Raw genomic sequence first — 22,079 nt, 5'->3', positions numbered from 1 at the left:
GCCCGCGGTGTCCGCCGACCGATGAACGGCTCCTCACGTCGGCGAACGCGAGTTATCCACAGATACCTGTGGATAACCATCCACAGGTGTGGACAAGTCAGCTCACCGGAGCACGGGTCAGCACCACGGCGAAGCCGAACGCCAGCCCCATCACCGCCAGCTCCAGGCCCGCCCAGCCGAGCAGCGCCGTGCGCTTGTGCGCGACGATGCCCGGCATCAGCCGCCACCTGATGTTCGCGCCAAGCGCGGCCAGCGCCACCAGGCAGGTGGTCTTGAGCACCACCAGCGCGCCGTAACCGCTGCCGAACAGCCCGTCGAGCAGGGTGCCGCCCGGGCTCACCGCCAGCTCCACCAGCGCGTTGAACATCCCGGTCGCGGTGACCACGACCAGGCAGAGCGTGGCCAGCTTGGAGAACCGGGGCAGTGCCTGCGCGAGCAGCGTCCGGTTCGCCGCGAGCAGCACGACCACCGCGCCGAGCCCGCCGGTCCACGCGGCGGCGCTCATCACGTGCAGTTCCATCGAGATCATCGTGAAGTCGTGCCAGCGCCAGTTCGTGGCATGCCCGGTGACCGGCAGCGGCAGCAGCGCGAACAAGGCCACCGCCGCACGCAGTTCGGCGGGCACCGCCTCGCCGACCCGCACCGCCCACAGCGACAGCGCGAACGAGAGCAGCGCGAACACCGCCACGAACATCAGCGCCCGCCCCGCGCCGACCGTGCCGATGTAGTCGAAGACCGCGCCGGGGGAGACGTCCTGCTCGGGCCGCAACTCCGCGGTCTGCAGCACCAGCGCGACCAGCGCCGTCACCGTCCACACCAGCGCGCTCGACATGGCCACCCGCCGGGCGCCCGCGAGGATCGGCTCGGCCAGTTTCGGCCGGTCGAACCCGATGAGCAGCGGTAGCAGGCACAGCCCGACCGTCACGACCGCGGCCATGTCGAGCAGCACGCGGACGATCGGGAGGCCGACCCGGACCACCGCGTCCGGCGCAGGCAGCCCCGGGATCGGTTCGGTCGCGATGATCGCCAGGCCGACGAGCACCCCGACGATCGACGCCACGACCAGAACCGTCGCGAGGTGGTACTGGTGCCGGGTCGTGGTGGTCCGGGTCTCACTCACTTCGTCGCTCCTTCGCCGACTCGCATCGCGAAGAACACGCCCGCGCCGAGCAGCACGACCGCGCCCGCTATCCACACCCACGTCGGCAAGCCGCCGCTGTCGGCTGCCCCCGCGTCGGGGACCGCCTGCTCGGCCTCGGCGGGTGCCGGTGTGCCGTTGCCCGCCGCGGTCAGGGTGAACTTGAGCTCGCCGGTCACGGGGTGTCCGTCGGCTGACAGGATGCGGTAGCCGACGCGGTAGTCCCCGGCCGGGCCGAGTTCGCGCACCGGCACGGTGACGACGTTGCTGCGCACGGTCACCTTCCCGTCCTGCCACTGGTCGCCGCCCCGCGGCCCGACCACGACGATCGAGTTGAGGTTCGCACCGGCCTGCACCGGCTGGTCGAACGTCAGCTCGATCGTTTTCGGGCCCGCGGCCATCGACGCCTTGTCCGCCGGATTGCTGCTGACAAGCTGATTGTGCGCGAGCGCGGGTGTGGCCAGCCCGATCAGGGCGAACAGGGCCACCGCGATCGCGGCGGCGGCCTGGCCGAGGTTCCGCATCGGTTACTCGCCCGCCTTCGCCGCCGCGACGGTCCGCCGGGCGCGCAGCGTGGCGCCCGCGCCGAGGCCGAGCCCGAGCGCGCCGACCGCCAGGCCCGCGCCGCCCAGCCAGCGGGCGGTGCCGTCCTCGGTCGACGCGGCCACGGTTTGGCCCGTGCCGGTGTCGTTGCCTGCCGGGGCAACGGCCGTGACGTGGTGGTCGCCGCCCTCGGCCGCCTTGGCCAGCGCGATCACCGGGGCGGGCCGCTCCGGCTCCGCGGCGCCCTCGGCGGGCGGCGGGGCATCCCAGGCCACGACCTTGCCGCTGTCGTAGGTCTGGATCGCCGGGATGACCAGCTTGTCGGTGTTCTCCGGCAGCCTGCCCGCGGACACCTCGAACTCGCCGAACTCGCCGGGGCCGATCCGGGTGCCGGGCGCGGCGGTCCAGACGACGGTGCTGACCGCCTCGGTGATCTCCGCGCCGTGCGAGGTGACCGGCTTGTCCAGCTTGGCCTTGGTGATCTGCGCGGTCCAGCCCGGCGTGGGCTTGGTCCGCACGGAGGTCAGCGGGTACTCGGCGGGCAGCTTGATCTCCAGCTTGACGGTGCCCGCCGCGCTGTCCTCGTTCGGCACCCGGAAGGTGATCTTGGTATAGCCGCCCTGGGTGGCGGTCTCGCCGATGACCTTGGCGGTGACGTGCGCGGACGCGATGCCGCCGCCGGACAGCACGGCGATCCCGGCCGCCGTGAGCACGACACCGGCTCGTGCTACAAAACGATTTGTCGACATAGTGGTTTATCTCCTGAAGTACGCGAAAGGACGAGCCGATCCGGGCTCGTGATGGGGATGACGCGGGGTTCAGGAGCCGAGCGGGGGACCACGCCTGCCGCAGACCTGGCGGAACACGACCGCGAGCAGATGCCCGCGGAAAACCTCGACCGGCGCGGGCCGCGGCGTCGTGGCGACCGGCACAGGAGTCCACACCAGCGCGCGGACCAGCCCGGTGAGCGCCGAGGCGAGCACGCCAAGCGCGACCGACGCCTTGGTCAGCAGGACGGCCGTGAGCACAGTCGCGAGCACGTGCGTGACCAGCATCAGGTCGCCGTCCACCGCGGCCCCGGCGCCGTGGCCGGGGTGGGTCGAGGCGATGTCGGTGAGCAGGACGTGCAGGCTGAGCTGGCTCACACCGAGCAGCGTCAGCATCGACCAGGTGTCGTGGCGCCGGTCGGCGACGGCCGTGCCCGCCCAACCGACCAGCACGGTGAGCACCACAGTCACCGCCGTGTCCGGCACGCCGCCGCCCGCCATGCCGTGCGCGGCGACGGCCAGCGCGGCCGACGACAAGCCGAGCAGACACCCGCGCTGCACGCGGAACGCGCGCGGCGGTGTCACTCGACTGGGGGTCACAGCTCCCCAGGGTATTCGGCTGTGTCCAGTGACCCAGCCCACCCGCCCGGATCAGACGCCGAGCGCCTTGAGCAGCCGCTCCTCGATGCGGTCCAACTCGACGCCGACAGCCCGATGGGCGGCCCGGCGGCGCGGGGTGGGCATCCGCTCCGCGGCCCGCACGGCGGCGGCGAGCTGGTGCAGCGTGCTCTCCGCCGCGTCGGCGAACGCGAGATCGTCGGCCGACGCCTTGGCGCGCAGCTCGGCCACCCCGCTCGCCGCCCCGGAGATCCGCGCGTGCAGCGCGCCGCCCCGGCCGGTGTACTGGCCGAGGTCGGCCACGGAAACGCCCAGCCTGCGCGCCTTGCGCCGATCCCACCGCTCGCGTACCGCGGCCGCGCCCTGCACCACGTACGGCGTCACGACCGGCACCACCACCGGCCCGAGCACCTTGGCGATCGCGATCGCGTTGCGCGCCTTGCCCGGTGTGAACCTCGGCGTGCCCATGGCTTTCTTCCGCGCCATCCCAAGCCTCCCGCTCGTCGGTATGAACCTACTGGCGGTGATCGCCGCAGGCACGTCGGCTCCGCCGGTCGGACGGTCCCGCCGGGTTTGTCGCCCGGCGCAACTAAGCTGCACTGTGTGACGACGACGGTGCTCCTTGACGCGGGCGTGGTGAGCCGCTGCAGGCGCCGTGTCCACCTGGAGCACGACCCGACCATGCGCGACACCGTGCGCGGCGCCCCCGACCCCACCGCCGAGCTGCGCAAAGCCGACGCGGGCAGCCATCGACGGGCCATCGCGGACATCCTCGCCGAGCGGTTCGGCGCCGACTGGACCGAGATCCCGTTCGGGCCCGGCGTGCGCGGCGCCGCGCGGGAGGCGGCCACCCTCGCCGCGATCGAGGCGGGCGCCCGGTTCATCTGGGCCGCCCAACTCCCCCGCGACTCCGGCGGCGGCAGGCGCGGCGCGATCGACCTGCTGGTCCGCACGCCGGGCGGCTACGTGCCGGTCTTGGTCGTCCGACACAAGGTCACCGACCCGGGCACGGGCGCCCGCACGTCGCCGCTGGCGGAGCTGGCCGACGTCGGCGGCGACACCGACCAGACCCGCAAGGTCCGCCCGCAGCCGCGCGACCAACTCCGCCTCGCGCACACCCGCAGGCTGCTGCAGGCCGCGGGGCACGCCGACGAGCGGCACGCGCTGGCCGGGGTCGTCGGCCTGGAGGGCGACGTGGTCGTCTGGCACGACCTGGAGCTGCCGACCTGGCCGGGCGCCCGCACCGCGCTCGCCGAGTACGACGCGCGCTTCGCCGACCGGCTGGCCGTGGCCGACGCCGCGGCGACAGGCGCCGATCCGCTGGCCGAGCCGTCCCGCATCGTGGAGTGCCGCGGCTGCCCGTGGTGGCCGGTGTGCGAGGCCGACCTGCTGGCCGCCCGCGACGTCAGCCTGGTCGTGCGCGGCGAGGACGCGGGCCTGCTGCGTGCCGCGGGCGTGCGCACGGTCGACGTGCTGGCCACGCTCGACCCGGCGGCCCCGGCGGTTCCGCCGCTGGTGGGCATGCCGGTGGACGACGCCGTCGGTCTGGCGCGGGCCTGGCTGGCCGACCTGACCGTCGTCCGGCGCACCGAGCGGATCGACGTGCCGCGCGCCGACGTCGAGGTCGACGTCGATATGGAGAGCTTCGGCGACGCGGGCGCGTACCTGTGGGGCGTGCTGCTGTCCGGCGCGGACGTCGGCGAACCCCCGGGCTACCGCGCGTTCGCGAGCTGGGAGCCGCTGCCCACCGACGACGAGGCCCGCTCGTTCGCCGAGTTCTGGCAGTGGCTCACCGCGGTGCGCCGCGCCGCCGCCGAGCGCGGCCTGAGCTTTCGCGCCTACTGCTACAACGAGTTGGCCGAGAACCGCTGGCTGCTGTCGTCGGTCAAGCGGTTCGCGGGCAGGCCGGGCATCCCCAGCCGCAGGCAGGTGCTCGGCTTCATCGAGTCCGACGAGTGGTTCGACCTGTTCGGCAGCGTCCGCGAGTATTTCCTGTGCTCCCACGGCAAGGGGCTCAAGACGATCGCCCCGGTCGCGGGGTTCAAGTGGCGCGACCCGGAGGCGGGCGGGGAGAACTCGATGCGCTGGTACCGCGACGCGGTCGGGCTGGGCGGCGGCGAGCCCGACCCGACCCAGCGCAGGCGCCTGCTGGAGTACAACGAGGACGACGTGCGGGCCACGGCCGCGCTGCGCGGGTGGATGTCGTCCCCGGCCGTCGACGACATTCCGTACGTCGGCGATATCTGAGCCCGTCGGGCAGTCGCATGCGCATATGACCTCGAATACGGTTGAGCGGCAAGCCGATCTCATCGAGGAGTATTGATGGCACAGCAGGTACGTGGCGTCGTCGCGCGCGCCAAGGGCGAACCGGTCACGGTCGAGACGATCGTGGTTCCCGACCCGGGACCGGGTGAGGCCGTGGTCATGGTGCAGTCGTGCGGCGTGTGCCACACGGACCTGCACTACCGCGAGGGCGGCATCAACGACGAGTTCCCGTTCCTGCTCGGCCACGAGGCCGCGGGGATCGTGGAGTCGGTGGGCGATGGCGTCACCGATGTCGAGCCGGGCGACTTCGTCATCCTCAACTGGCGCGCGGTGTGCGGCCGGTGTCGCGCCTGTCTCAAGGGCAAGCCCTGGTACTGCTTCGACACGCACAACGCGGCCCAACCGATGACCCTTACGGACGGCACCGCGCTCTCGCCCGCGCTCGGCATCGGCGCGTTCGCCGAGAAGACCCTTGTCCACAGTGGACAGTGCACGAAGGTCGATCCAGCCGCGTCGCCGACCGCGGTCGGCCTGCTCGGCTGCGGCGTCATGGCCGGTCTCGGCGCGGCGATCAACACCGGCGGCGTGTCCCGCGGCGACTCCGTCGCGGTGATCGGCTGCGGCGGCGTCGGCGACGCGGCCATCGCGGGGGCCAAGCTCGCGGGCGCCACCACGATCATCGCGGTCGACGTCGACGACCGGAAGTTGGCCTGGGCCAAGGGAATCGGCGCGACGCACACGGTCAACGCGAAGGCGGGCGACCCGGTCACCGCGATCCAGGATCTCACCGGCGGCTTCGGCGCCGACGTGGTGATCGACGCCGTCGGCCGCCCGGAGACCTGGAAGCAGGCGTTCTACGCGCGCGACCTCGCGGGCACGGTCGTGCTCGTCGGCGTCCCGACGCCGGACATGAAGATCGAGATGCCGCTGATCGACTTCTTCGGCCGCGGCGGCTCGCTCAAGTCGAGCTGGTACGGCGACTGCCTGCCCTCGCGCGACTTCCCGTACCTGGTCGACCTCTACCGCCAGGGCCGCCTCGACCTCGACGCGTTCGTCTCCGACACCATCGCGCTCGACGGCGTGGAGCAGGCGTTCGAGCGCATGCACCACGGCGAGGTGCTGCGCTCCGTGGTGGTTTTCTGATGACCGCACGCATCGACCACGTCGTCACCTCCGGCACGTTCAGCCTCGACGGTGGCACCTGGGAGGTCGACAACAACGTGTGGATCGTCGGCGACGACACCGAAGTCGTGGTGATCGACGCCGCGCACGACGCCGACGAGATCCTCGCCGCGGTCGGCGACCGGCGCGTCCGCGCGATCATCTGCACCCACGCGCACGACGACCACATCAACGCCGCGGCCGACCTGGCCGAGGCCACCGACGCACTGGTGATGCTGCACCCCGACGACGAGGAACTGTGGCGCCGGGTCTACCCGGACGCCGACTTCGAGCCGCTGGCCGACGGCGACACCATCGAGGTCGCCGGTGTGCTGCTGAGCGTGCTGCACACGCCCGGCCACGCGCCCGGCGCGGTGTGCCTCTACGTGCCGCAACTGGGTGCCGTGTTCAGCGGCGACACCCTGTTCCACGGCGGCCCGGGCGCCACCGGCCGCTCGTTCAGCGACTTCCCGACGATCATCGAGTCGATCTCCGATCGGCTGCTCACGCTGCCGCCGGAAACCTTGGTGCACACTGGCCACGGCGACTCGACCTCGATCGGCGCCGAGGCGCCGAACCTGCGGGAGTGGATAGACCGAGGTCACTGAAACGCTGGGTCCCCGGTCGAGTGCGGTCGGTAGGCTGGTCGGGTTGTCACTGAATCACTGTGGGAGGCCGACCCGATGACCGCCGGAGAGCAGCGTCTGGTCGGCGATCTCGCCAAAGCCATCGACGAGTCCGATTTCGCCTGGTCACTCGTCCTGGTCGGCGAGGACCAGTCGAGCAAGCTGGCCGCTCTCACCGGGGATCTACGCGGCAAACCATCGCCGACGGGCGACGGCAAGCAGATCACCTCGGGCTACTCCTACTGGGGCATCGGCCCGAGCATCGCCTGGGCGCACGCCTGCGCCGATCCGTTCTACCTGGTGATGAAGCAGAGCCTGGAGTCGTTCACCCGCCGCTGGCGCCGGGTCCGCGGCAAGTTGGACGACCTGCCGTGCCACTACGTCAGCTTCGGCGTCGGCACGGGTCACAAGGACCGGCAGATCGTCGAGAACCTGATCGTGCGCAACCCGGACATGTTCTACCTGCCGGTCGACATGAGTTCCGAGATGCTGCGCCTCGGCACCCAGGAGTCCACCCGCGGCGTGCGGCTGCCCGGCCACCAGGTCGTCCCGGTTCAGCTCGACTTCTCGATCGCGGAGAACCTGTCGGAGTTGACGGTCCTGCTCCACCGCCTCGTCGGTGACGAGCCGATCCTGTACTCGCTGCTGGGCAACACCATGGCCAACTTCGACAACGACACCGCGCTGCTGGCCGGGTTGACGAAGCTGGTCCGCCCGCAGGACCGGTTCCTGCTGGAGGTCGCCACGACCGACGCCGTGTCCGACGACCTGGCCCAGGAGGCGGTGGAGGAGTACTCGCGCAGCCGGGCCTACCGCGAGTTCGTCACCAGCGCGTTGCTGCACAACACGGACCTGACGATCAACATGGACTCGGTGATCTTCCGCGGTGCCGTCGAGGGCACCCGCGCGCTGCGGGTCAAGGTCGTCTACCAGAACCAGACCGGCGGCGACATCCAGATGATGCTGCCCGACCGCACCCGCGTCCCGTTTCCCGACCGGGACACGGTTCGGCTGTACCTGACCCGCAAGTACGAGCGGAAGGCGATCGACGCCCTGGTCGGCGAGGTCGGCATGCGCAAGATCATCGGGACGCACTCGGACTTCCAGGTGCCCCGGTCCGCGCACGGGTTCGGCATGGACCTGGTGCTGATGGCGCCGGGCGAGCAGGCCCCGGTTCCGCAGCCGCGGGAGAAGACCCGCGCGGACGAGATCTGGGCGACCTGACCCGATGACCCGGATCGGGATCACGATCGCGACCTTCGGTGCTCTCGCGGTGGCGCTGGTGCTCGGCGTGAGCTGGTTCGTGGTGTCCGACGCGGGCGAGCGCTGGGAGCCCGCGGTCAACACCCTCGCCCTGCTCGCGGGCATCACCGGCATCTTCGCCGAACGCTGGGCCGCGCAGCGCGAGCGCCGCCAGCAGGCCATCGACTCGATCGAGACCGAGTTGGCCCGCAACCGGGAACTGTTGGACGGCAAGGCTTTCAGCGAGTCCGCGGCGTCCGGGCGGAAAATCTACCCGCGGCTGTTCCAGTCCGCTGTGGACGCCGCGTTCGCCTCCGGCGCCCTCAGCCCCCGCCGCGACGGCGACCTGATCGACCTGCTGCACAACTGGCGCGGCGCGGTCGGTTCGGTCAACCGCAGGCTGGAGCTGACCGAGCTGCTGATGTTCACCAACGCCTCGGCCGAAGAGGTCGAGCAGTTCAACCAGGCCCTGCACAGCGCGGGCAGCTTCATGCAGGGCGTCCGGTCCCAACTAGACGAGGTGCGGGCCTACCTCGGCGCCATGCGCAGCGAGCCGTCGAGCCGGATCACCTCGCCGTTGAGGTAGTCCTGGTCGATGATCGAGAGCGCCAGGTTCGCGAACTCCGCAGGCTTGCCCAGCCGCTTCGGGAACGGCACCCCCTCGGCCAGCGTGGCCCGGAACTCGTCGCTGACCGTCGCCAGCATCGGCGTGTCGATGATCCCCGGCGCGATCGTCAGCACCCGGATACCGGAGCTCGCCAGGTCACGCGCGGCAGGCAGATTGAGGCCGACGACCCCGCCCTTGGACGCGGCGTAGGCCACCTGGCCGATCTGTCCGTCGAACGCGGCGATCGAGGCGGTGTTGATGATGACCCCGCGCTGCCCGTGGTCGAGCGTGTCCGTCTTCGCGATGGCGGCAGCGGCGAGGGTGACGACGGTGAACGTGCCGATCAGGTTGACCTCGATGACCTTGCGGAACAGCTTCAGGTCGTGTGTGCCCTTCTTGGACAGGATCCGCGCGGACGGCCCGATCCCGGCACAGTTGACCACGACCCGCAGCGGTTTCCCGGTCCCGGCCGCCTGGTCCACGGCGGCCTGGACCTGGTCGGGGTCGGTCACGTCGGTGCCTATGTAGGTCACGCCGTCAACCTTGGGGGCATGCTCGATGGCTGCGGGCAGGTCGAGCGCGAACACGGTCGATCCCTTGGCGGCCAACGCCTGTGCGGTCGCGCCACCGAGGCCGGACGCGCCCCCGGTGACGATGGCCGCGCTCCCGACGATCTGCATGTCCGGTTCCCTTCGCCGCGCCCGCGCGCCTTCGCACGGTCTGCCCGGGCCAGAGGTTAACGGCCGTTCAAGTGGCGCCCACAGCCGATGTGCCGGACATCGCAGGATTGTCGCTTCTGGACAGTGCCCCAGCCGAGGAGATGGCGGGCGCGGACTCAGCGCGCGGCGAGGTCGAACGTGATCCCGGTCAGCTCCTCGCTCGCGTCCCACAGCCGCTTCGCCAGTTCCCGGTCGCGCGCCGACTCCACCGGCTCCACCAGCGTCGGGTAGCCCTTCTGCTCGCGCCGCCCGTTCGGTCCGATGAACTGCCCGCTGTCCACGTCCTCGGCGGTCGCCGCGTAGAGCTGTGGCAGCGCGCCCATCGCCGCGTCCTGCGCGATCAGCCGGTTGGACACCTTCATCGCGAGCTTGGCCACCCCGGTCGGGCCGGTGGACTGCAGGTTCGTCGCCGCGTATCCCGGGTGCGCCAGCACACTCGCCACCGCGAACCCGTTGGCCCGTAACCGGCGGTGCAGTTCCAGCCCGAACACCACGTTCGCCAGCTTCGACTGCGCGTAGTAGCCGGTGCGCGAGTACTTCTGCTCGCCGTGCAGGTCGTCGAAGTGGATGCGGCCGCGCTTGTGCAGGATCGAGCTGACGGTCACCACGCGCGGTTCGCGGCCCTCTTTCAGCACGTCGAGGAGCAGCGCGGTCAGCGCGAAGTGGCCGAGGTGGTTGACGGCCAACTGGAGTTCGTGCCCCTGCGCGCTCAGCGTGCGCGGCGGCATCATCACCCCGCCGTTGTTGATCAGCACGTCGGCCCGGTGGACGCTGTTGGCGAACTTCGTGACTGTCGGCAGGTCGGCGAGGTCGAGCAGTCGGGTCTCGACGTTGGCGTCCGGGTGTTCGGCCTGGATCGCCTCGACGGCGTCGGCGCCCTTCTCGGGGTCGCGAGCGGTCAGGATCACATGGGCGCCGTGCCGGGCCAGCTCGCGGCTGGTCTCGAAGCCCAGCCCGCTGTTGCCGCCGGTGACGATGAAGGTGCGCCCGACCAGGCTGGGGATGTCGGCAGCGGTCCAACCGGGGGCCGCCGCCCCGGGATCGTCCTCAGGTGTCGTGCTCATGGTCATAGCCTGCCTTACCAAGGTCGTCGGTACCGAGTGTGGATCGTTCTTGTGCCCTGATGTCTGGATCACACGCCCGGTCCGTCCTAGGGTCTCCCGTGTGGAGCTTCGTCACGTCGGCGATTCCGGCCTGGTGGTCAGTGCCGTCGGCTTGGGCTGCAACAACCTCGGCAGACCGGGTACCGCCGCCGAGTCGCTGGCGGGCGCCCGCGCGCTGGTGCACGCCGCGATCGACGCGGGCGTGACCCTGTTCGACGTCGCCGACGTCTACGGCGCGCCGCGCGGGCGCAGCGAGGAACTGCTCGGCCAGGCCCTCGCGGGCAAGCGGGAGAACGCGATCATCGCCACCAAGTTCGGCGTCGACATGCAGGGCGGCAACGGTCCCGACTTCGGTGCCCGCGGTTCCCGCCGCTACGTGCGCCGCGCCGCCGAGGCATCTCTCCGCAGACTCGGCACCGACTGGATCGATCTGTACCAGTTGCATCGGCCCGACCCGAGCACCCCGCTCGCCGAGACCCTCGCCGCCCTGGACGACCTCGTTCGCGACGGCCTGGTCCGCTATGTCGGCGTGTGCAACCTGGCGGGCTGGCAGATCGCCGACGCGGCCTGGACAGCCCAGACCACCCACGTGCGGCCGCCCGTGTCGTCGCAGAACCACTACTCGCTGCTGGAACGCGAGGCCGAGCGTGAGGTGCTTCCCGCGTGCGGCCGGTTTCGGATGAGCGTGCTCCCGTACTTTCCGCTGGCCAACGGCCTGCTGACCGGCAAGTACGCGCGCGACATTGCGCCACCGGATGGCAGCCGCCTGGTCGGTCGACAGCGCCTACTGGCCGACGCGCCGTGGGACCGGATCGAAAAACTCCGCGCCTTCGCCGACGAACGCGCCATCACCATGGCCACCCTCGCCATCGGCTGGTTGACAGCCCAGCCCGTCGTCGGCTCGGTAATCGCGGGCGCGACAACCCCCGAACAGGTCATCGCCAACGCCCTGACCATCCGCTGGCACCCCACCCACGACGACCTGACCGCCATAGACGAAATCTGCCCACCCGGCCGCCGCTGACTTATCCACAGCACTTGTCCACAATGTGCACAAATGTTCGAACCGATCCCCTCGAACCATCCACAGCCAAACCGCCCCACCCCCACAAACCCCCTACCACCGATAGACTGGAGCAGGGCAGGCCCCCAGGGCGGGTGGGGTTTGTGTTGGGGGGTGCGCAGTCAGGCGGGTGCCCGGCCGCGGTCCTGCGCTGCTTCGGTGTGGTGGTCGTGTCAAGCCGGCGCCCTCTCGGCTTAAGTCGACGCCACGAATAGTTAGCAAAGTTAACTAAATCGGGTACGTTGGCCTGGTGTTCACCACTCGACCGGAGCTTGTCGGCACCTTTGGCATGGTCGCGTCCACCCACTGGCTGGCGTCGGCCGCGGGCATGGCCGTGCTGGAGGACGGTGGCAATGCCTTCGACGCCGCCGTGGCCGCGGGGTTCGTGCTCCAGGTTGTCGAGCCGCACCTCAACGGGCCTGGCGGCGAGGTTCCCGCCGTGTTCACCACCGCCGACGACCCGACCCCCCGCGTCCTCTGCGGCCAGGGCGTCGCCCCGGCGGGCGCGACGCCAGGGCATTTTCGCGATCTCGGGCTGGACCTGATCCCGGGTAGCGGCCTGCTCGCCACCACGGTCCCCGGCGCGTGGGACGGCTGGTTGACGCTGCTCCGCGACCACGGCACCAAGCGGCTGCACGACGTGCTCGGGTACGCGATCTCCTACGCCCGCAACGGTTTCCCGCTGCTCGACCGGGTGCCCTTGGTGATCGACACCGTCCGCGACCTCTTCACCGGCCACTGGCCCACCTCCGCCGCGCTCTGGCTCGGCGCGACCGGCGACCGCTTCGCCAACCCGACCCTGGCCGACACGTGGGAACGGCTGCTCACCGAGGCCGTCGGGCCGACGCGGGAGGCGGAGATTGATGCCGCGCGGCGGGCTTGGTCGCAGGGGTTTGTGGCCGAGGCCATCGATGCATTCTGCCGCAACAGTTTCCGCGACGACTCCGGTCGTGATCACGCGGGAGTGCTTACCGGACAGGACATCGCGGGCTGGTCCGCGTCCTACGAAAACGCCGTCACCGCGGACTTCGGCGACTGGACCCTGGCCAAGTGCGGCGCCTGGACCCAGGGACCCGTTCTCCTCCAACAGCTCCGCCTGCTGGAGACCCTGCCACTGTCCTATGTGGATGGCATGCCCACCGCAGACACTGTGCACCTCGCACTGGAGTGCGCCAAACTCGCCTTCGCCGACCGGGAAGCCTGGTACGGCGACGACGACACCGTCCCACTGGACGACCTGCTCTCCCGTGAGTACGCCGCCGATCGCCGCGCGCTCGTCGGCGACACCGCGTCGTTCGAGTTGCGGCCCGGGGCGCCCGGCGGGCGCACCCCGCGCCTGCCGAAGCTGCTGGCCACCGGCACGCGCGACACCCCGCTGTCCGGCGCGATCGGCGAGCCCACCGTCCGCCCCGACGGCTCCACCAGGGGCGACACCGTGCACATCGACGTCGTCGATCGGCACGGCAACCTCATCTCCGCGACCCCGTCCGGCGGCTGGCTCCAGTCGTCGCCCGCCATTCCCGGGCTGGGGTTCTGCCTCGGCACCCGCGCCCAGATGTTCTGGCTGGAACCGGGTTTGCCGAACTCGCTGGCCCCCGGCAAGCGCCCCCGCATCACGCTGACCCCGAGCCTCGCCCTGCGCGACGGCGAGCCGACCATCGCCTTCGGCACCCCCGGCGGCGACGGTCAGGACCAGTGGCAGCTCTGCTTCTGGCTCGCCCACACCCTCGGCGGGCTGAACCTCCAAGCCGCCATCGACGCGCCCGCGTGGCACTCCAACGCGGTCCCGAGTTCGTTCTACCCGCGCGATTTCGTGCCCGGCGAGGCCCATCTGGAATCCCGACTCGGAAAGTCCACTTTGGACGAACTGGCACGGCGCGGACACAGTGTAGTGGACGTCGGCCCGTGGAGTCTGGGCCGGATGTCCGCTGTGGCAAGGGATTCCGGCCTCCTGCGGGCGGCAGCCAACCCGCGCGGCATGCAGGGGTACGCGGTCGGTCGGTGAGTCAGACCATCGCCGCCAGCTTGGTCACCGTGTTCCAGTTCCGGCCGGTCGCCGTCACCTTCCAGCGCCGCTCTACGAACGGCCCCACCAGCGGTGCCTCCGCGACGCCGTCCGGGCACCACTGGTAGATCACGCGCTTGCCGACCCGGACATGCTCCGGGTCCAGCGCCACCGGGTCGTGCGTCGCCGCCAGCGCGGGGTCGGGGTCGTCGGACAGGAAGATGGCCAGCATCCGCGACCCGTTGTCCGCCAAGGAAACCAGCGGGTGCGCGGCCAGCACCGCGCGCAGCTCGTCGCCTGTTCGGACGAGGCAGCGCGTCGCCAGCTCGAACCGGCCGACCAGCGCGTCCTCGATCCGCGACTCCAGCGACGCGGGGGAATCGTCGGCGGTGAACGCCGCGTTTCCGCTCTGCAGCAGCGTTCGCACGTCGCCGAAGCCGAGGTCGGTCAGCAGGACGCGCAGGTCGGCCATCGCGATCTTCTTGTGTCCGCTGACATTCACGCCGCGCAGCAGTGCCACGAATCCGCTCATGACATCCCCTCGCAGGCTCCGTGATGCCGCTCGCGGACGCCCTGTGACACCGATTCGCTCGCAAGCTCGCTCACACCCGAATCCTCCCCGCCGCCACGTCGTCCGGGTACGACGGGTAGGCCTCGACGTATTCGCCGCCGCTCAACACATACAGCGGGTCGGTCACCGCGGCCGAATAGCCCTCGTCGCGCAGGTCGACCTTGCGGGACTTGAAGGTCGAGGTCTGGGCGACCTCCTCGATCACCCGCACGAACAGCGGCACCGCGTACCCCGGCAGCCGCTCGGCCAGGTGCGCGGCCAGCCCGGTCCCGTCGAAGGTCTTGCCCGCGCGCAGTTTCACCGCCGCCATGCCAGCCTTGCCGTCGGTGCCGGGCACGGAAACCCCATACACCACCGCCTGTTCTACGGCGCCGTAGTCCCCGACGGCACCTTCGACCTCGGTGGTCGCCACGTTCTCGCCCTTCCACCGGAAGGTGTCGCCCAGCCGGTCGACGAACGCGACGTGCCGGAAACCCTGATCGCGCACCAGGTCGCCGGTGTCGAACCAGCAGTCGCCATCCTTGAACGCGTCGCGCACCAGCTTGCGTTCGGTGGCCTCGGCGTCGGTGTAGCCGTCGAAGGGCGCGCGGTCGGTCACTTTCGTCAGCAGCAGCCCGACCTCGCCGGTCGACACCTTGCGCAGCCGATCGCCATGCCTGCGCGGCTTCTCGGCGTCGTACTCGACCACCGCGAACGGCAGCGGGCACGCGCCAGCCGTGCGGTCGATGTTGAGCGCGTTGACGAACGCCACGTTGCACTCGCTGGCCCCGTAGAACTCCGCGACGCGCGGGATGGCGAACCGTTCGGTGAACTCGGTCCAGATCTCCGGCCGCAGCCCGTTGCCGACGACCACGCGCACCTGGTGCTGCCGCTCGATCGCGCGCACCGGCTGGTTGAGCAGGTAGCGGCACAGTTCGCCGACGTAGCAGAACGCCGTGGACCTGGTGCGTACCAGCTCGTCCCAGAACTGGGAGGCCGAAAAGGACTGTCCAAGTGCGAGGGTCGCGCCCGCCGAGAGCACGGCGGAGAGCGACACCGTGAGGGCATTGTTGTGATACAGCGGAAGACAGCAGTAGAGCGTGTCCTCGCCGCGCAGCCGAACCCCGAGCCCGCCGATGCCGCACATGCTCTTGAGCCATCGGTAGTGCGACATCGCGCTGGCTTTCGGCAGCCCGGTCGTGCCGGAGGTGAACACGTAGAACGCTGTCGCCGCGGCGGTGAGCTGCGCGCATTCCGGCGGGTCGGCGTCGGACGTGCTGTGGTCGGCCAACGTGTCGATGTCGAGCGCGGTGGGTGTTTCGATGTTGGCCAGCGCGCCGCGGTAGTCCGCCGACACGACGAGCACGGTCGCCGCAAGCAGGCGGACGCTGTGGCCGAGCACGTCGCCGCGCTGGTTGACGTTGAGCATCCCGGCGGACGCGCCGAGCTTCACCGTGGCGAGCGCGGCCAGCAGGGTCTCCGGCCGGTTGCCCGCCATGATCGCCACCGTGCCGCCCGCCAGCACGCCGTGCGCTGCGAGGACCGACGCATACCGGTTGACCAGCCGGTTCGCGTCGCCGTAGGTGATCTCGGTGTCCTCGAACCGGAGGAACGGCAGCTCGGGGTGCTGCGCGGCGGCACGCTGGAAGATGTGTCCGATCGACTCCGGGGTGGTCGGCCGGATCGTCGCCAGCCCGACCACGCCGCGGACCATCCCCGGCCCGTCGGCGACCAGCTTGGGCAGCGCGCGCAGGACGTCGGTGACGCGGACTCGCTTGGCCGGTGCATCCATGCGGCAGGAGGCTACCCGCAAGTAGATTCCTGGGGTTACACGAAGAAGTAGTGCACCGGTAGCGCAGGCGTTCGACCGGCGGCGTCATCCCGACCCGAGTCCACGACGACCCGCCGCGGCGCGCGGGGTCAGTGCTTGGACGGCCGATCGTAGAGCGCGAGTACCAAGCGCACCACGAAGAACAGGCCCACCGCGACCAACGCCATGACCTGCAACCACATAGTCGCCTCCCGATGTCGGGTGATCCCCCGATGCTTCGTGCCGTCCGCCGCACCGGGCGGACCCGGCCCGCGACACGCCGGCCAGGTCACCCGTCCGGGGGATAGCAGCAGGTCGCGACGCAAGGCTGGCGGCGTGCGCCGGGCCACTACCCTAGCGTCGTGATCTCCTACGCCCAGAACGCCGAGGACGTCGTGCTCGCCCGGTTGTTCACCGACCGGACCACCGGCCGCTACGTCGACCTCGGCGCCGGAGATCCGGTCGCGGACTCGGTGACCAAGCATTTCTACGACCTCGGCTGGCGCGGCGTGAACGTCGAGCCGAGCCCCACGATGGCCGAGCAGATCCGGGCGGCGCGGCCCGACGATGTGACCCTTGCGGTGGCGGTCGGCGCGAAGCCCGGTACCGCGATCCTGCACGTCGTGTCCGACAACTGGGGTCGCTCCACCCTCGACGGCGACCTCGCCCGCCGATACCGCGACGACGACGGCTGGGCGTCGGCCGACGTCGAGGTCGAGGTCGTCACCCTCGCCGCGCTGCTCGACGCGCACCCCGGGCCGGTCGACTTCCTCAAGATCGACGTCGAGGGCGCCGAACACGACGTGATCACCGGCGCGGACTGGGACCGGCACCGGCCGCGCGTGGTGGTGGTCGAGGCCACCGAGCCCGGCGCGCCGATCCCGTCGCACCAGTCCTGGGAGCCGATCCTGCTCGACGCGGACTACCGCTGCGCGCTGTTCGACGGCCTCAACCGGTTCTATGCGGCGCACGACGACGAGGATGCGTTACGCGTGCTTTCCGCGCCCGCCAACGTGTTCGACACCTACGAGCGCCACGAGGTGGTGCTGGAGCGCGAAAAGCGGCACGTGTGGGAGCAAGAACAGCAGCGGGTGCGGGCAGCCGAAGTCGCCTACGTGCGCAGGCTCGACGAGGCCGTGCGGGCGGCGGAGCAGGCCAGGGAAGACGAGTCCGCGCGCTGTGTCGAGTTGCAGCGGACCATCGACGAACTCAACGCGGACGCCGCCAAGTCGGCCCGCTACGCGGCCAGGCTGGAGAACCGCGTCACCGAGCTCGAACAGCGCTAGTGCCCGGAAACGGTTCGACGGATTCGTGGCGTCCTGACACCGTGGCGCACTATGACGAGCGTTGAGCTTGTGACCGCCGCGGACGTGCGGCTCATGCAGGGCTTGGCGCAGCGGGTCACCGCCACCCGCCCGGACCTGGTGAACAGCGACGCGTCGTTCGGGGAGTTGGCCTGGATCTGGGGTAAGGGGCACGCGGGCCACGGCGCCAGCTGGCCGCGTCGGCTGTGGTTCGCTGGCGGGGATCTGGTGGCGTGGGGCTGGGCGTCTCTTCCGCACCAGGTGCGGAAGAGCGACGGGTCTGTGAAGGACGTCACCGGCGCCTATCTGGCGTATCAGGTCCATCCCGACCATGCCGGGCTGGTTGACGAGGTGATCGACTGGTACGACGCTACGGCGGCGGACATCGAACGGACGGTGCTCCCGAGCGCCGCCGACGAGTTCGCCCTGAAGCGTTGGGCGGCGCACGGCTATGAGACCGACCTGGCCTCGCTCGGCGACACCGGGTCCTGGACCCAGCTCAACGAGCGGGACCTCATCGACGTGGAACAGCCGGTACTGCCTGCCGGATTCCGGTTCCGCACCGCCGACGAGGCCGGACCGAAGGCCGCGGTCCAGGCCCATCTGGACGCCTGGGCGCCCTCGACGTACACGGCCGAGAGCTACCAGGGCGTCCGGCAGACGGCGACGTATCGCGGCGACCTGCACATCCTGGTGGAAGCGCCGGACGCGACGATGGCGTCCTCGACGATCATGTGGCTCGATGAAGCGAACAAGACCGCTGAGTTCGAGCCGGTCGGGACGCATCCGGGCTACCGGCGTCTGGGGCTGGGCAGGGCGATGCTTCTGCACGGGATGCACCTGGCGCGGGCAGCCGGGGCCACTCATACGACGGTCGCCTGCCTGGGCGCGTCGGGGCATCCCAAGGCGCGCGGGCTGTTCTCCAGCGTCGGGTTCCGGGAGTTGTCGCGGGACGCGCCGCTCATCAAAACCAGGACCGCGGGCTGAGGACTGGTCGGGTGCACCAACAGACACCTAGGTCTTGCGGACGAGATAGGTGTAGCTCTCCCACTCAGCGCCTGCGAGGTCGTCCGGGATCGCGGCGACCACCTCGCAGCCGCAGTGCTCGAACACCCCACGCACCAACGCGCTCGGAATGGCGTGCATCTCCATCTGCGCCGGACCTTCGGTGACCGATTCCGGCTCCTCGACGCGCTCCGGCGCACGGACGACCTCGACCGGCACCCGGACGGTGTCGCTGCCGACCTGGCCGAACCACGCGACCGACTCCTGGAGCAGGTCGAACTCCAGCTCGTACCGACCCGGCTCCGGCGGGGCGGTGACCAACAGTTCGACCTCGACGGTGGCGCCGGGCGCGACCTCGCTCGGCAGCTCGCCGCGCCCGTCGTCCACCACGGCGATCTCGCCGTCGGCGAGCCAGTGGTTGCCCACCCGGATCGCCTGGCTCAGTGGCCACGGCGCGGCGCCGACGTTCGTGATCGTCACGGTCGCCGTGTGTTCGGCGCCCGCGGGCAGCAACTCGGGGACCGGCGACACGGCGATCCGCGCGCGCATGGCGTCCAGCGGCAGCGGCAACGGCGGCTTGCGCCCGGCCGGGATCTGCACGATCAGCGTCCCACCTGGACGGACGACCCGCTGCACCTCCACGAGGCAGGCGAGCTGCACCGCGGGCGGCGCGTGTTGCAGGACGATCAGGCTCACGACCGCGTCGAACGAGGCGTCGGGGAAAGGCAGCCGCGTGCCGTCGTAGTGCGCGAACCTGATCCGGTCCGGCGCGTGGTTGAGCCGCGCGGCGTGCTCGACCATCGACGCGGCGATGTCCACCCCGGTCACCTCGCGGGCGTGCTCGGCGAGCGCGAAGCTCAGCCTGCCGACGCCGCAGCCGAAGTCGAGCACCCGGTCGCCGAGGTCCAGCGACACCCCGTGCAGCGTGTCCAGGATGTGCTTGACCCAGTGCCTGCCCGTCGACAGGAACTCGTCGACGTCCCAGTTGCCGCCCTTGCGCGACGGGTCGGACAGCACCGCCCACAGCGGATCGTCCTGGCCGAGTTGCTCCCAAGTGGACCGCAGGTGTTCGACGCTCATGTCCGCACCGTCGCCAGTTCGGTGAGCCTGCGGACCATGGCCGCGCCCACCGCCTCGGCACTGCAGGTCGCCCGCACTGCTTCCGCGCCCCGCGCGCCCATTGCCCGCCGCAGCGCCGGATCGTCGGCCAGGCGCCGCAGCCAGCGCGCGGCCTGGTCGACGTTCGGCTCGGCCCAGAGCTGCCCCGGCCGGTACCAGCCCGCGAACTTGGCGCCGAACCGGTGATCGCTCGCCGTGATCCCCCGGATGTCATAGCCGACCACGGCGGCGGCACCGGGCGGCATGAAGTCGACGTTGCCGCCGTAGCCGGTCGCGATGACGGGCTTGCCCAGCGCCATCGCCTCGGCCATCCCCATCCCGAACCCTTCCGACCGGTGCAGCGAGAGGTAGATGTCGCAACTGGCCAGCAGCGAGTCCATCTCCTCGCGGGTGAGGTCGGCGGTGATGAGCGTGCCGTTCACGTCGGCCACGGCTTCGGCCAGATGGACCGACAGCTCTGGGAACTCGTGCAGATCGATGACCTTGATCACCATGTGCGCGGACCGGCCGCGCTCGTCCGCCCGGAACGCGCGGCGGAACGCTTCGATTACGCCCCAAGGGTTCTTCCGGGCATCACTGGACGACGCGCTGAAACTGAACAACACCACCAGTTGGTCGTCGGGCAGGGCGAAGCGCGCTCGGTCGGCCTCGACGCCGTCGAACTGGGTCACCACGTTCGGGATCACCGTGATCGGGATGTCAGTCGCCGTGCGGAATGCGTCCGCGACGAACGAGGAGACCACCCACAGTTCGTCCAGCCGAGGGAGCTGGACCAGCGTGTAGTCGAGGATTTCCGGGAACTCCCACGCCCACAACGCGATCGTGTGCCGGTCGAGCGCGTGCTCGGGGATCAACTGGAACTCGTTGAGGTTGAGCAGCCACAGGTCGACCGGGTGCTCCTTGCCCCGCCGCAACTCGGCGAGCCGCCGCGGCACCGGCACCGAGCGGTTCCACGCCCGGGAGTTGAACTCGGTGAATGTCATCGACACACCCGCGTCGAGCAGTGCCTCGGAGTGCCTGCGGGCCGACTCGGACAGACCGGTGGTGGCCCTCGGGTCGGCGAACACATTCACCCCGGGGAGTGCGGACCGCGCGGGCTTCCGGGTGGCCGATGTCCCGTCCAACACCCGCTTGTACGCCGCCGCGACCACCGGCCACGACGCCGTCCGCCGGGCGTGCGCCCGCGCCCGTGCGCCGGCCGCGCGGACCTCGTCCGGTCGGGACATCGCCCGTTCCAGCAGGTCAAGCAGCGTCTCGGCCTCGGCGGCGGGCTCGGTCGGCACCCGCCAGCAGTACGCCGGGTCGAGGTGGCGGTGCTGCTGCAGGTCACTCGTGATCACGAGCCTGCCCGCGCCGAACGCCCGCGCCATCACCCCGCTCGTCTCGCCCTCGGTGGGCCAGCGCAGGTTGATCACCGCGTCCGTGGCGGTGATCAACCGCTCGAAGTCGTCCTTGGTGGGACTCAGTTCCAAGTGGACGGAGTCCGTGAGCCCCTGCTGGGCGACGGTTGCCCGGATCTCGGCGACGATGTCCGGGTAATCCGGGTGCCCAGCGATGAGCAGCCGCGCGTTGGGCCAGCGGCGCCGGAGGTGCGCGAACGCCAACACGGCCACCAGCATGCGTTTTGTCCGGTTGAAACCGCCGAACAACCCGAACACGACGTGGTCGTCCTGCCACCCGAACCGAGCCCGCGTCTCGTCACGGCCCGTGTCCTCGCGGATGGTCACCCCGTGCGGGATCATGTGCACGGGGACCTTCGGGTAGCGAGCCTGCAACCAGCTCGCCGAGTACGGGTCGTGCACGATCACGCCCCGGCTGCTGGACACGATCCGCCGCTCCATGCTCAGCGTCCGACTGTCGAGCACCTGCACGCCGTCGACCTCGGTAGCGGGCCAGCCGTTCAGCAGCGCCGGATCGTCAGCGTTCCCCCAGATCGGCCCGTGCGCGTAGTCGACCTCACGCCGAAACTCTGGATTGTCCGGCCCGCCGAGATAGCCGTGGTGAAAGCCGAGCAGCGAAGTGTCATGCAGGACAACGATTCCCGGCGTGGCCAACGCTTGCCGATAGATCCACAGATGGGACTCGGCGTGATTCCCCATCTGATACACGTGCGTAGTACGAGACCCGGCCTCGACGGGATCCACAACCCGACACCCGGCCACTACCGCATCGGCCTTCCCCGAGTTGTCCACATCCGCCAAACCATCCACAGAAAATCCCCCACCCCTTGCCGCACCCCCCACCACCGATAGACTGGAGCAGGGCCGATCCCCCGAGGTGGGTGGGGGCTGCGCGGCGGCGGTTTGCGCGGGGGTGGGTTGGGCGACTGCGACCAGGTCAGTGGTGGCGCAGAGCGGGCCCAGGAGTTCGTAGGCGTAGTCGGCGATTCCGCTGCGGGCGGGGGGCAGCGGTGTCCACATGGCGGCGGGCATGG

Annotated in this window: 20 protein-coding genes; 9 read left to right on the top strand and 11 right to left on the bottom strand. The window is 70.6% G+C overall.

All coding sequences use genetic code 11. The annotated features are described in order from the left end of the window. Window positions 1-97: 97 nt before the first annotated feature. The 5 genes from ACT4N7_RS15375 to ACT4N7_RS15355 form a co-directional block, all read right to left on the bottom strand. Window positions 98-1,120: a copper resistance D family protein gene (locus tag ACT4N7_RS15375; protein WP_444829402.1), complete on the bottom strand. Its 1,023-nt coding sequence runs from the start codon at window positions 1,118-1,120 to the stop codon at window positions 98-100. Then, complete coding sequence (locus ACT4N7_RS15370; RefSeq protein ID WP_444829401.1) at window positions 1,117-1,662, bottom strand: copper resistance CopC family protein; 546 nt, start codon at window positions 1,660-1,662, stop codon at window positions 1,117-1,119. Before ACT4N7_RS15370 ends, ACT4N7_RS15375 begins: the two co-directional genes overlap by 4 nt. A 3-nt stretch (window positions 1,663-1,665) precedes the next feature. Then, window positions 1,666-2,430 carry a YcnI family copper-binding membrane protein gene (locus ACT4N7_RS15365; protein WP_444829400.1) on the bottom strand — a complete coding sequence of 255 codons (765 nt, stop codon included), beginning with the start codon at window positions 2,428-2,430 and terminating at the stop codon, window positions 1,666-1,668. A 69-nt stretch (window positions 2,431-2,499) separates the two neighbouring features. After that, window positions 2,500-3,048 (bottom strand): hypothetical protein, encoded by a 549-nt coding sequence (locus tag ACT4N7_RS15360; RefSeq protein WP_444829399.1) that lies wholly within the window; start codon window positions 3,046-3,048, stop codon window positions 2,500-2,502. A 51-nt stretch (window positions 3,049-3,099) separates the two neighbouring features. Continuing rightward, window positions 3,100-3,666, bottom strand: a complete 567-nt coding sequence (locus ACT4N7_RS15355) for a DUF6474 family protein (RefSeq protein WP_444829398.1) — start codon at window positions 3,664-3,666, stop codon at window positions 3,100-3,102. Between the two features lie 3 nt (window positions 3,667-3,669). Between ACT4N7_RS15355 and ACT4N7_RS15350 the strand changes: the two genes are divergently transcribed. From ACT4N7_RS15350 to ACT4N7_RS15330, 5 genes are all read left to right on the top strand, one after another. Then, window positions 3,670-5,313, top strand: coding sequence for a TM0106 family RecB-like putative nuclease (locus tag ACT4N7_RS15350; RefSeq protein WP_444829397.1), 1,644 nt, complete (start codon window positions 3,670-3,672; stop codon window positions 5,311-5,313). A gap of 75 nt (window positions 5,314-5,388) precedes the next feature. Further along, window positions 5,389-6,474: an S-(hydroxymethyl)mycothiol dehydrogenase gene (locus tag ACT4N7_RS15345; RefSeq protein WP_444829396.1), complete on the top strand. Its 1,086-nt coding sequence runs from the start codon at window positions 5,389-5,391 to the stop codon at window positions 6,472-6,474. Beyond that, window positions 6,474-7,100: an MBL fold metallo-hydrolase gene (locus ACT4N7_RS15340; RefSeq protein ID WP_444829395.1), complete on the top strand. Its 627-nt coding sequence runs from the start codon at window positions 6,474-6,476 to the stop codon at window positions 7,098-7,100. The genes ACT4N7_RS15345 and ACT4N7_RS15340 overlap by 1 nt, the downstream gene beginning before the upstream one ends. A 75-nt stretch (window positions 7,101-7,175) precedes the next feature. Continuing rightward, window positions 7,176-8,342 carry an L-histidine N(alpha)-methyltransferase gene (locus ACT4N7_RS15335; RefSeq protein ID WP_444829394.1) on the top strand — a complete coding sequence of 389 codons (1,167 nt, stop codon included), beginning with the start codon at window positions 7,176-7,178 and terminating at the stop codon, window positions 8,340-8,342. A gap of 4 nt (window positions 8,343-8,346) precedes the next feature. Beyond that, window positions 8,347-8,946, top strand: coding sequence for a hypothetical protein (locus ACT4N7_RS15330; protein WP_444829393.1), 600 nt, complete (start codon window positions 8,347-8,349; stop codon window positions 8,944-8,946). Here ACT4N7_RS15330 and ACT4N7_RS15325 read toward each other — a convergent pair. Both ACT4N7_RS15325 and ACT4N7_RS15320 read right to left on the bottom strand, forming a co-directional pair. Beyond that, window positions 8,889-9,647 carry an SDR family NAD(P)-dependent oxidoreductase gene (locus ACT4N7_RS15325; protein WP_444829392.1) on the bottom strand — a complete coding sequence of 253 codons (759 nt, stop codon included), beginning with the start codon at window positions 9,645-9,647 and terminating at the stop codon, window positions 8,889-8,891. The two genes, ACT4N7_RS15330 and ACT4N7_RS15325, sit on opposite strands and share 58 nt — an antisense overlap. A 155-nt stretch (window positions 9,648-9,802) precedes the next feature. Further along, the gene (locus tag ACT4N7_RS15320; protein ID WP_444829391.1) at window positions 9,803-10,750 is read right to left on the bottom strand and encodes an oxidoreductase; all 948 of its coding nucleotides are present in this window, start codon (window positions 10,748-10,750) and stop codon (window positions 9,803-9,805) included. Between the two features lie 100 nt (window positions 10,751-10,850). Here ACT4N7_RS15320 and ACT4N7_RS15315 point away from each other — a divergent pair, with 100 nt between their 5' ends. Together ACT4N7_RS15315 and ACT4N7_RS15310 are read left to right on the top strand one after the other, a co-directional pair. After that, window positions 10,851-11,813: an aldo/keto reductase gene (locus ACT4N7_RS15315; protein WP_444829390.1), complete on the top strand. Its 963-nt coding sequence runs from the start codon at window positions 10,851-10,853 to the stop codon at window positions 11,811-11,813. A 289-nt stretch (window positions 11,814-12,102) separates the two neighbouring features. Further along, the gene (locus ACT4N7_RS15310) at window positions 12,103-13,857 is read left to right on the top strand and encodes a gamma-glutamyltransferase family protein (RefSeq protein ID WP_444829389.1); all 1,755 of its coding nucleotides are present in this window, start codon (window positions 12,103-12,105) and stop codon (window positions 13,855-13,857) included. A 1-nt stretch (window position 13,858) separates the two neighbouring features. On the opposite strand, the gene ACT4N7_RS15305 is transcribed toward ACT4N7_RS15310, so the two are convergent. Both ACT4N7_RS15305 and ACT4N7_RS15300 read right to left on the bottom strand, forming a co-directional pair. Continuing rightward, on the bottom strand, window positions 13,859-14,389 hold the full coding sequence (locus ACT4N7_RS15305) for a DUF1697 domain-containing protein (protein WP_444829388.1): 531 nt from the start codon (window positions 14,387-14,389) through the stop codon (window positions 13,859-13,861). Window positions 14,390-14,459: 70 nt separating this feature from the next. Continuing rightward, window positions 14,460-16,199 (bottom strand): long-chain-acyl-CoA synthetase, encoded by a 1,740-nt coding sequence (locus ACT4N7_RS15300; RefSeq protein ID WP_444829387.1) that lies wholly within the window; start codon window positions 16,197-16,199, stop codon window positions 14,460-14,462. Window positions 16,200-16,579: 380 nt separating this feature from the next. Here ACT4N7_RS15300 and ACT4N7_RS15295 point away from each other — a divergent pair, with 380 nt between their 5' ends. Further along, the gene (locus tag ACT4N7_RS15295; protein ID WP_444829386.1) at window positions 16,580-17,503 is read left to right on the top strand and encodes an FkbM family methyltransferase; all 924 of its coding nucleotides are present in this window, start codon (window positions 16,580-16,582) and stop codon (window positions 17,501-17,503) included. 69 nt (window positions 17,504-17,572) lie between these two features. Next, entirely contained in the window at window positions 17,573-18,508 is a 936-nt protein-coding gene (locus ACT4N7_RS15290; protein ID WP_444829385.1) for a GNAT family N-acetyltransferase, read from the top strand. A 27-nt stretch (window positions 18,509-18,535) separates the two neighbouring features. Here the strand turns inward: ACT4N7_RS15290 and ACT4N7_RS15285 are convergent, their stop codons facing one another. Next, window positions 18,536-19,606, bottom strand: coding sequence for a methyltransferase domain-containing protein (locus tag ACT4N7_RS15285; protein WP_444829384.1), 1,071 nt, complete (start codon window positions 19,604-19,606; stop codon window positions 18,536-18,538). Then, the gene (locus tag ACT4N7_RS15280) at window positions 19,603-22,077 is read right to left on the bottom strand and encodes a glycosyltransferase (protein ID WP_444829383.1); all 2,475 of its coding nucleotides are present in this window, start codon (window positions 22,075-22,077) and stop codon (window positions 19,603-19,605) included. Before ACT4N7_RS15280 ends, ACT4N7_RS15285 begins: the two co-directional genes overlap by 4 nt. Between the last annotated feature and the right edge of the window lie 2 nt (window positions 22,078-22,079).

This window comes from Actinokineospora sp. (assembly GCF_052390155.1).
Taxonomy (GTDB): Bacteria; Actinomycetota; Actinomycetes; order Mycobacteriales; family Pseudonocardiaceae; genus Actinokineospora.
This window is presented reverse-complemented; position numbering and strand designations above follow the sequence as displayed.

Coding starts and splice junctions, on each gene's coding strand:
- ACT4N7_RS15285 (WP_444829384.1), bottom strand. CDS start 19,606: ATGAGCGTCGAACACCTGCGGTCCACTTGGGAGCAACTCGGCCAGGAC.
- ACT4N7_RS15330 (WP_444829393.1), top strand. CDS start 8,347: ATGACCCGGATCGGGATCACGATCGCGACCTTCGGTGCTCTCGCGGTG.
- ACT4N7_RS15320 (WP_444829391.1), bottom strand. CDS start 10,750: ATGAGCACGACACCTGAGGACGATCCCGGGGCGGCGGCCCCCGGTTGG.
- ACT4N7_RS15280 (WP_444829383.1), bottom strand. CDS start 22,077: ATGCCCGCCGCCATGTGGACACCGCTGCCCCCCGCCCGCAGCGGAATC.
- ACT4N7_RS15325 (WP_444829392.1), bottom strand. CDS start 9,647: ATGCAGATCGTCGGGAGCGCGGCCATCGTCACCGGGGGCGCGTCCGGC.
- ACT4N7_RS15370 (WP_444829401.1), bottom strand. CDS start 1,662: ATGCGGAACCTCGGCCAGGCCGCCGCCGCGATCGCGGTGGCCCTGTTC.
- ACT4N7_RS15335 (WP_444829394.1), top strand. CDS start 7,176: ATGACCGCCGGAGAGCAGCGTCTGGTCGGCGATCTCGCCAAAGCCATC.
- ACT4N7_RS15300 (WP_444829387.1), bottom strand. CDS start 16,199: ATGGATGCACCGGCCAAGCGAGTCCGCGTCACCGACGTCCTGCGCGCG.
- ACT4N7_RS15345 (WP_444829396.1), top strand. CDS start 5,389: ATGGCACAGCAGGTACGTGGCGTCGTCGCGCGCGCCAAGGGCGAACCG.
- ACT4N7_RS15305 (WP_444829388.1), bottom strand. CDS start 14,389: ATGAGCGGATTCGTGGCACTGCTGCGCGGCGTGAATGTCAGCGGACAC.
- ACT4N7_RS15340 (WP_444829395.1), top strand. CDS start 6,474: ATGACCGCACGCATCGACCACGTCGTCACCTCCGGCACGTTCAGCCTC.
- ACT4N7_RS15365 (WP_444829400.1), bottom strand. CDS start 2,430: ATGTCGACAAATCGTTTTGTAGCACGAGCCGGTGTCGTGCTCACGGCG.